Genomic DNA, 6,724 nt, shown 5'->3' on the forward strand with positions numbered 1-6,724 from the left:
GACGATCCGTGCGGCCGCGCCCTCCGGCAATCCGAGGAGATCCGCGAAACGCACCGCGACCGCGTGCCTGTCCGCGCCGGGAACCGCACGCGCCTGTTGCATCGCCTCGGGACCGCCCCGATAGCGCGACGCGATCTCGTCGAACCCGCCGGACTTGATGGCGTTCGAGTCCACGAGCGTCCCGTCGAAGTCGAACACGGCGAGATCGCAGGCCCGGCTCATCTGCCCCGGAGTGCCTCGTTCAGCTGGAAGCGGCCCCAATGGTCCACGACCGTCTTGCGCTCGGAATGCTCCAGCCGGTTGATCGCCGGATCGCGGTAGACGGAGTCGCCGCGATGGGCCGTGGTCGAGATCTCCTCGAAGATGCAGCCGCCCTCGGTCCAGAAACGGTGCCAGATCCCGGGTCGCACGGTCAGCGTGTCGCCCGGCACCAGCGTCCGGAGCTGGCCGTCGAGCTCGATGTTGAGGTCGCCGTAGACGACCACGAAGGTCTCTTCCTTGAGCTTGTGGTAATGCAGCGGATGCGACTGCCCGGGAAGCTGGACGAGGATCTTCTTGGCGTATTCGCGGTTCACGACGGTGATCAGCACGGCGCCGACCTCGTTGAACCGCTCGACGCCGTAGTGATGCGAATACTCGGTCGTGAAGTCATGGCTGAGCGGCACGCGGGCCTTGGTCAGCATCGCCTTCACCTCGTGGACCGCGCGCTTGAGGATGATCTCGCGCCCGCGCTCGGGTACCGTGACGGCCTCGGGCATCAGTGGCGCGTCCTTCGCGATCGGCGCCTCGGCGATCATGCCCTCGACCCAGCCGCCCGACGCGATCTGGCCGTCGCGGCGCGGGAAGGCGAAATAGACGTCCTCACGCGCGATCTTCTGCCCTTTCTCGATCGGGGCCTTCGCGAAGATACCGCGCTGGAGGCCCTGGATGGCTTCTGCCTCCTCGGGGCGGGCGGGTTCGCGCTCGTGCGCGCCGATGATCGTGCGCGCGCGCTTCCACGCGGCGAGCCAGGCCCGCGTCTGGTCCGGCGTCGCGGAATAGGCGTTGAGCTTGATCTCGTCGGTCTCGACGCCGATGTGCCGCTCGAACATCTCGGCGCCGAGAGCCTGCGCGAGGCCAACATGCACGGTATCGGCCGGAGTCTCGTGCGTCGACCAGCCGATGACGATGTCCCTGTAGCGCTCCTTGAAGGCGGCGATGTTGCCGAGATTGCAGGCCTCGTCCGGCGTCGGGTAGATCGAGACGCAGTGCATCAGCGCGAAGTCGCAGGCGCGGTGGGTGAGGAAGCTCTGGAGCGCGTCCACCTCGTGCGTCCCGAGACCGCCCGTGGAGGCGATGACCGGAAGGCCCGACGCCGCGACGCGCTCGAGGAGCGGCCAGTCCGCCGCCGAGCAGCTGGCGACCTTGATGATGTCGAAGCCCATGCGCTCGATATGGTCGACCGACGATTCATCGAACGGCGTACACATGGACAGGAGACCCTGCGTGCGGACCTCCTCCAGCATCTCTTCGTAGGCTTCCCACGGCAGGCGGGTGGAGAGGAAGCGCGGCACGTGCTTGTTGGTGGAGTTCTTGCGGTCGTCGGGATGGACGAAGCCGGGCAGGTCGCGGAACTGGAACTTGATCGCCGCCCGCACGCCAGCCTCCGTCACGGCGGCGGCGTGTTCGCGGATGACCCTTCGCCCGTGCGCGACATCGCCCTGGTGGTTGTTCGCCAGATCGAGAACGAAGAGGTCGCGGAAGTCGAAGTTTCGCTCGATCATGGCTGCTTCACTCCGTCGAGAGGGCTTCGGGGCGGCAGCCCTTGGAATGGTCGATCCTGACCCGCCGGCCCGTCCGGTCGCTGAGATGCGCCGCGGCGATCACGAGCATCGTGTCGAGGCCCCGCTCGAGCGAGATCGGGCTTTCCGCGCCGCTGTCGAGGCAGGCGTCGATGTGCAGGAGCTCGCGGATGAAGTCGTCGGGCCGCGTCTTGGAGATGTCGGTCGCCTTCGCCTCCTCGCCGTCGCGCGCCTCGATCACGCGGTCGATGCCGGGGGCCGCGCCGCAGTGCCACTCGACGAAACCGCCCCCGAACTGGAGCCGCGCGGACTTGCGCGTGGGTTTGGTCACGACGTCCTGCGTGCACTGGCCGATCAGTCCGGCCTCGGTCTCGAGGTGCATCGCGCAGAGACGGTCGTAGTCGACGCGCCCGTCCCGCACCCAGTCCATCCGCGCCGAGACGGAGACGACGCGGCCCGCCCCGAGTTCGTGGGCGAAGTGCTGCCAGAGGTTGATCGCGTGCGAGTGCTCGCCGCTGGCGCCGCCGCCGCGCGCGGAGAACCCGAGATAGCTCTCCCAGGGACCAGCGAGCCAGGGATGCGCCGAGAAGATGCCGCCCCAGTACTCGCGGAAATCGACGTCGAGCGTCGCGATGTCGCCGAAGTCGCCGGAGGCCGCGCGGCCCCCCGCGAGTTCCGCCGCAGCGCCCACGACATGGTCGTACCCGGTGAAGACCCGCACACCGGCGTCCCGCGCCGCCTGCCGCAGCGTCTCCGCCCCCTCCAGGGCCGGACCGCAGAGCGGTTTCTCGACCAGGATCGCCGCCGGCTTCTCCTCCAGTGCGGCGAGCGCGAGGTCCATGTGCACGTCGGGCGGCGTGCCGATGCAGATGAGGTCGAAGCCGCCCTTCGGCGCGTCCTGCGGCGCGCAGAGCGTGATCGCCTCGTCCCATGAACCGTAGCGGGCGGGATAGATCTCGGTCCGCGTGCGCTCGAGCGCGGCGGCATCGATGTCGCAGACGGTGACGGACCAGCCCTGCCGCCGGGACGCGTTCGCCAGATGGTTGCCGATCGATCCCGCGCCGATGATCTTGACGTTTGCGATCATTTCCAGACCTGCCCCCCGCACCCCGATTTTGGCCTCCGTGCTACTGGAATGAGGCTTGCGCTTCCAGACCAATCTTTCCATTCAGGCGCTGGCCCGGCGCCCCCGACGGGCCCGGCCGATGGAGCAGCGCATCGTGAACGACAGACCCCGCATCGCGTTCGTCGTCAGCTCGCCCCTCTTCGTGCGCAACTACTTCCGGACCGATGCGCTCGGTACGCTGGAGGAGCGCTTCGATGTCACCTTCGTCGTGGCCGACGACCTCGGCGACATGTCCCCGGTGGAGAAGCCCGGACGAAAGGTCGTGGTCTACCCGGCCGACAAGGCGAACCGGGCGCGCCAGTTCAACACATACAAGGTCCTGATCCAACGGTTCCGCCACCGGTCCAGCACCTTCCAGTTTCGCCTCGACCGGATGTTCGAGCCGAAGCGGCGCTTCCGGCGCCCTCTCCTGTCGAACGCGCTCCGCAACCTCGACGCGCTCCGCGAGCGCGCGGGCATCGCCTATCGCCGGACGCGGCTGCGGATCATGGCCTCGAGACCGGTCTTCGACCTTATCCGCCGCTCCCGTATCGACGGGCTGGAGCCGTCCCGCGGCATCGCCGAGGCGCTGACCGCGGCGGACCCGGACCTCATCGTGATGCCGTCGAGCGCCTTCGACCCGGACGGCAACGACGTCATCCGGCAGGCCGCGCGCATGGAACGCCCGACGCTGTTCCTGATCGACAACTGGGACAACCTCTCGTCGAAGTCCGTCATGCTGCTCCGGCCCGACCATATCGGCGTCTGGGGCGAGCAGAGCGCGCGCCACGCCACCGACATCCAGGGGCTGGACCGCGCGGCCGTCACGGTGATCGGCACGCCCCGGTTCGACCACTACTTCGTGCTGCGGGACGACCTTCCGGCGAGCCACTTCGACTTCCCTTACATCCTCTTCCTCGGAACTTCTCTCGCCTTCGACGAGGCCAGCGCGCTGGAGAACCTCGAGGCGGTGCTTGACCGCCATCCCGAGCGTTTCGCGGGCGTTCGCATCCTTTACCGGCCCCATCCCTGGCGCGAGAGCCGCGACACGATCCTTGGCCGTGGTCTCGAGCGCGTGACGGTCGACCCGCAGGTGGCGGACCAGTATTTCGGCACGCCGCAGGGCCACCGGTTCCAGCCCGACCTGTCCTACTATCCCGGTCTCATCGGCAATGCCGAAGTGGTGGCCGGCGGCCTGACCTCGATGCTGATCGAGGCCACGATCTTCGGCAAGAACTACATCGCGTTGACCTACGACGACGGGATCAACATCACCAACCAGCGGACCGTTCTCGAGCGATCCGAGCACTTCCGGGGGCTCGAGCGCATTCCCTCGCTGTCCTTCTGCAAGGACCGCGCGGACGTCGAGCGGTTTCTCCTGAACGCGTGGGACGCGCGCGGCACCCGCGCGCGGTCAGAGATCGACGCAGCGCGCCGCCACTTCTGCCATGACGATGCGCGGCCCTACCGCGATCGGCTGGCCGACCTCGTTTCGGCGCGGCTGGACGCGGACAGGAAGACCTGAGCCGCCGATCCGTCAGCGTCCCCCGGCCCTCACGTCCACTTCGCCACCGGCGGCAGGCTCATCAGCACCGCGTTGGCGTCGTGGCCGGTCTCGAGGCCGAACTTCGTGCCGCGGTCGTAGACGAGATTGTACTCGGCGTAGAGGCCGCGGTGGATCAGCTGCGCCTCGCGGTCGGCCTCGGTCCATTCGGTATGGCGGCGCTTCTCCACGCAGGGCACGAAGGCCGGCAGGAACGCCCGGCCCACGTCCTGGGTGAAGGCGAAGTCCGCCTCCCAGTCGCCGGTGTTGAGGTCGTCGTAGAAGATGCCGCCGACGCCGCGGGCGCGGTGGCGGTGGGGGACGTAGAAATACTCGTCCGCCCAGGCCTTGAAGCGGGGATAGTAGTCGTCGGAATGCCGCGCGCAGTGATCGGCGAGGACGGCGTGGAAATGCGCCGTGTCCTCGGCGTACTCGATCGCCGGGTTCAGGTCCGAGCCGCCGCCGAACCACCAGGCGACCGGCGTCCAGAACATCCGCGTGTTCATGTGGACGGCGGGGGCGTGCGGGTTCTGCATGTGGGCGACGAGGCTGATGCCCGAGGCCCAGAAGGTGGGATCGTCCTTCAGCCCGGAGAGGTCCTTGCGCGCGGCCATCGCGGCCACGGCCCGGTCGCCGAGGCGGCCGTAGACGGTGGAGACGTTCACGCCGACCTTCTCGAAGACCCGGCCGCCGCGCATCACGCTCATCAGCCCGCCGCCCGCGTCCGAGCCGTCGTCGGAGTGCCGCCGCGTCTGCGACACCTCGAAGCGGCCCGCCGGCCCCTCGCCGCCCTGGGCGTCCTCGAGCGCCTCGAAGGCCGCCACGATCTCGTCGCGGAGCGTCCGGAACCAGGCCGAGGCGCGGGATTTGCGGTCGTCGAAAATGTCCTTCATCGGTCTCTCTCCGTCTCGTCGGGTGCGGTGATACCACCTCCGCGTGCAGGAGGCCACGCGCGCATTCGTCGCCGGATGCCGCCCGCTCCGGGCGTCAAGGCGCGGAAATCGGGAATGGATTTCCTGCGGATCATGCCCTAGACTGCTACGCGAACGCCGCGACAGACGGCACCCAGAGGCAGAACGAGCAGTTTCGTGAAACACGGACGATTTTTGGCCGCCATGACCGGCCTGATCCTCGCCGCGTGCCTTGCCTTCGCAGGGCCGGCGCGCGCAGCCCCCTATGCCGCGATGGTGATGGATGCCCGCACGGGCGAGATCCTGCATTCCCGCAACGCGGACACGCGGCTCCACCCGGCGTCCCTGACCAAGATGATGACGCTCTACATCGCCTTCGAGGCGATGCGCCTGGGCGAGATCGACGCCGACACGGAGGTGCGCATCTCGGCCAATGCCGCGGCCGAACCGCCCTCGAAGATCGGACTCCGCGCGGGCAGCAGGATCCGCTTCCGCTTCCTGATCCGGGCGGCCGCGATCCGCTCGGCAAACGACGCCGCGACCGCCATCGCCGAGGCGCTGGAGGGCTCGGAGGCCGCCTTCGCCCGGCGGATGAACCGCACGGCCGTGGCGCTCGGCATGACGCGGACGACCTTCCGCAACGCCCACGGGCTGACGGAGGAGGGGCATCTCTCGACCGCGCGGGATATGACAATCCTCGGGCGGCGGCTGCACTACGACTACCCGCAGTACTACAACATCTTCTCCCGGCGCGAGGACGATGCCGGGATCGCCACCGTGCGCAACACGAACCGCGCCGTCCTGAACGCCTATCGCGGCGCGGACGGGATCAAGACCGGCTACACCCGCGCCGCGGGCTTCAACCTCGTGGCCTCGGCGCTGCGCGGAGAGGAGCGGATCATCGCCACCGTCTTCGGCGGCCAGTCCGCCGCCTGGCGCAACCAGCGGATCATGGAACTGATGGACATGGGCTTCGCCCGCGCGCCCAGCCATGCGCCGCTCCGGGTGCCGCCGCTGCCGACCTACTCGGGCGAGGACGCGCCGATGCCCGTCGACCGGACGCTGCCCGGCTCGGGCCTCGTGGCGCGCAGCATCCGGCCGCTCGAGCGCGGCCTGCCCGTGCCGGCCGCGCCCGCGCCCGAACTGGTCGCCGCCATCGACGAGGCGGTGGCGCAGGCGGTCGGCGGAACCGTCGCGCAGGCCGAGATCGCACCACCCCCGCCGCGCCCCGCCGTCGCATCCGACGCGGTCGCCGAGGCCGTGGCGGAGGCGCTCGGCACGCCGGAGGAGGACGTGCCGGTGGAAACCATCGCCGTGGCCGCCGTGGCGCCGATGCGCACGCCGCTTCCGAGGCCCGGGCCTGCGCCCGCAGCGGCCGCGCCGG

6 protein-coding genes are annotated in these 6,724 nt (G+C 69.3%); 2 read left to right on the plus strand and 4 right to left on the minus strand.

Annotation, left to right across the window (positions count from 1 at the left end; all coding sequences use genetic code 11):
* The 3 genes from ACTS11_RS18965 to ACTS11_RS18975 all read right to left on the minus strand — a co-directional run.
* Positions 1 to 222 (minus strand): hypothetical protein (locus ACTS11_RS18965; RefSeq protein WP_442641850.1); only part of this gene is annotated, 222 nt, incomplete at its 3' end.
* A complete protein-coding gene (locus tag ACTS11_RS18970; RefSeq protein ID WP_442641851.1) occupies positions 219 to 1,763 on the minus strand; it encodes an N-acetylneuraminate synthase family protein in 1,545 nt (514 codons plus the stop codon). The genes ACTS11_RS18970 and ACTS11_RS18965, both read right to left, overlap by 4 nt.
* 7 nt (positions 1,764 to 1,770) lie before the next feature.
* The gene (locus ACTS11_RS18975; RefSeq protein WP_442641852.1) at positions 1,771 to 2,868 is read right to left on the minus strand and encodes a Gfo/Idh/MocA family protein; all 1,098 of its coding nucleotides are present in this window, start codon (positions 2,866 to 2,868) and stop codon (positions 1,771 to 1,773) included.
* Positions 2,869 to 3,001: 133 nt separating this feature from the next.
* Here ACTS11_RS18975 and ACTS11_RS18980 point away from each other — a divergent pair, with 133 nt between their 5' ends.
* Complete coding sequence (locus tag ACTS11_RS18980; protein WP_442641853.1) at positions 3,002 to 4,411, plus strand: hypothetical protein; 1,410 nt, start codon at positions 3,002 to 3,004, stop codon at positions 4,409 to 4,411.
* A 29-nt stretch (positions 4,412 to 4,440) separates the two neighbouring features.
* On the opposite strand, the gene hemF is transcribed toward ACTS11_RS18980, so the two are convergent.
* Positions 4,441 to 5,322 (minus strand): oxygen-dependent coproporphyrinogen oxidase, encoded by an 882-nt coding sequence (gene hemF / locus ACTS11_RS18985; RefSeq protein WP_442641854.1) that lies wholly within the window; start codon positions 5,320 to 5,322, stop codon positions 4,441 to 4,443.
* 222 nt (positions 5,323 to 5,544) lie between these two features.
* On the opposite strand from hemF, the gene ACTS11_RS18990 reads away from it, so the two are divergent.
* Positions 5,545 to 6,724, plus strand: a 1,180-nt coding sequence (locus tag ACTS11_RS18990; protein ID WP_442641855.1) for a D-alanyl-D-alanine carboxypeptidase family protein, incomplete at its 3' end; no start/stop codon positions are given.

This window comes from Roseicyclus sp. (genome assembly GCF_052168335.1).
Lineage (GTDB): Bacteria > Pseudomonadota > Alphaproteobacteria > Rhodobacterales > Rhodobacteraceae > Roseibacterium.

What these genes read in the sequence shown, in the direction of transcription:
- ACTS11_RS18970 (WP_442641851.1), bottom strand. Translation starts at nt 1,763, where the DNA reads ATGATCGAGCGAAACTTCGACTTCCGCGACCTCTTCGTTCTCGATCTG.
- hemF (WP_442641854.1), bottom strand. Translation starts at nt 5,322, where the DNA reads ATGAAGGACATTTTCGACGACCGCAAATCCCGCGCCTCGGCCTGGTTC.
- ACTS11_RS18975 (WP_442641852.1), bottom strand. Translation starts at nt 2,868, where the DNA reads ATGATCGCAAACGTCAAGATCATCGGCGCGGGATCGATCGGCAACCAT.